The 856-nt window shown below is 41.1% G+C and carries 1 protein-coding gene; it reads right to left on the bottom strand.

The window, feature by feature from the left end; genetic code table 11:
• Positions 1-146 precede the first annotated feature (146 nt).
• Positions 147-740 carry a chloramphenicol phosphotransferase CPT family protein gene (locus Sarmat_RS06700; protein WP_202149970.1) on the bottom strand — a complete coding sequence of 198 codons (594 nt, stop codon included), beginning with the start codon at positions 738-740 and terminating at the stop codon, positions 147-149.
• Positions 741-856 lie beyond the last annotated feature (116 nt).

Genomic DNA, 856 nt, shown 5'->3' with positions numbered 1-856 from the left:
TTTTGGCTATTACCGCTTTTTATAAAACTTATTACTTTTTTACGTAAATCTATACTATATGCTCGCATTTTTTGCTTCATATTATCATATAATTTACGCTACCTCAAGCTAATTTAGTATAGTGGTTCGAATGTGATGGTCATGACCTACTCCTGCTTTGCGAGTGTCTGGAATGCTTTTGGCGCAGGAGTATCATCTACGAACTTCAATATCAGGCGAGCAGCTTCAAAAGGAGAGATAGCAGTTGTATCCACCTTAAAATCATATGAATGTAAAACGCCTTGATGCACTCTATCAATCTGATCATTTGATAGACCAATGCAGCGATCACGTCTTAAAACTTCGCGTTCTTGCATCACTGCTAGATCGCAGAAAACGCCGATGTAATAAACTGTGTGATCCTTCAAATGCTTCGTATACGCCTTTAAAGCCTCTTCATCAAATAACACTTCGTCAATAATGAGGTTGTTTCCAAGGGCTGCTAGCATTTCAGCAAACTGCGGCATAACGCTAAATAGCTTCACGCCTTCTGGCCCAGATTCGACATGCATTGTGGGGCCGCGATCATTTTTCCCTGGAATAAATCTCAAGTATGGATCGATTCTTCCGAAGGGGATCATATCAATGAATGTATCAACGCCGAAACTTAACCATAGCTCTGGGCTTTCATGTCCTATAGCCTTTGCGATGGAAGTCTTTCCGCTAGAACCACATCCGTTTAAGAAAATAATTTTACTCATGCTGCGTCCGCTGTTTGTTGCTGTAAAATGCCGCGCAAATGCTCATCAAACCCTTGCTTATTTTCCCCTAAACTCACAAAAAAGGATTCTTCGGCCGCAAGGAGATCTTTTGCTGC

Origin of the sequence: Candidatus Sarmatiella mevalonica, from assembly GCF_016751895.1 — a bacterium.
In the GTDB taxonomy this organism is placed as follows: domain Bacteria; phylum Pseudomonadota; class Alphaproteobacteria; order Rickettsiales; family Rickettsiaceae; genus Sarmatiella; species Sarmatiella mevalonica.
Note: the sequence above shows the minus strand (reverse complement) of the source record. Positions and strands in the feature narration are given on the sequence as shown.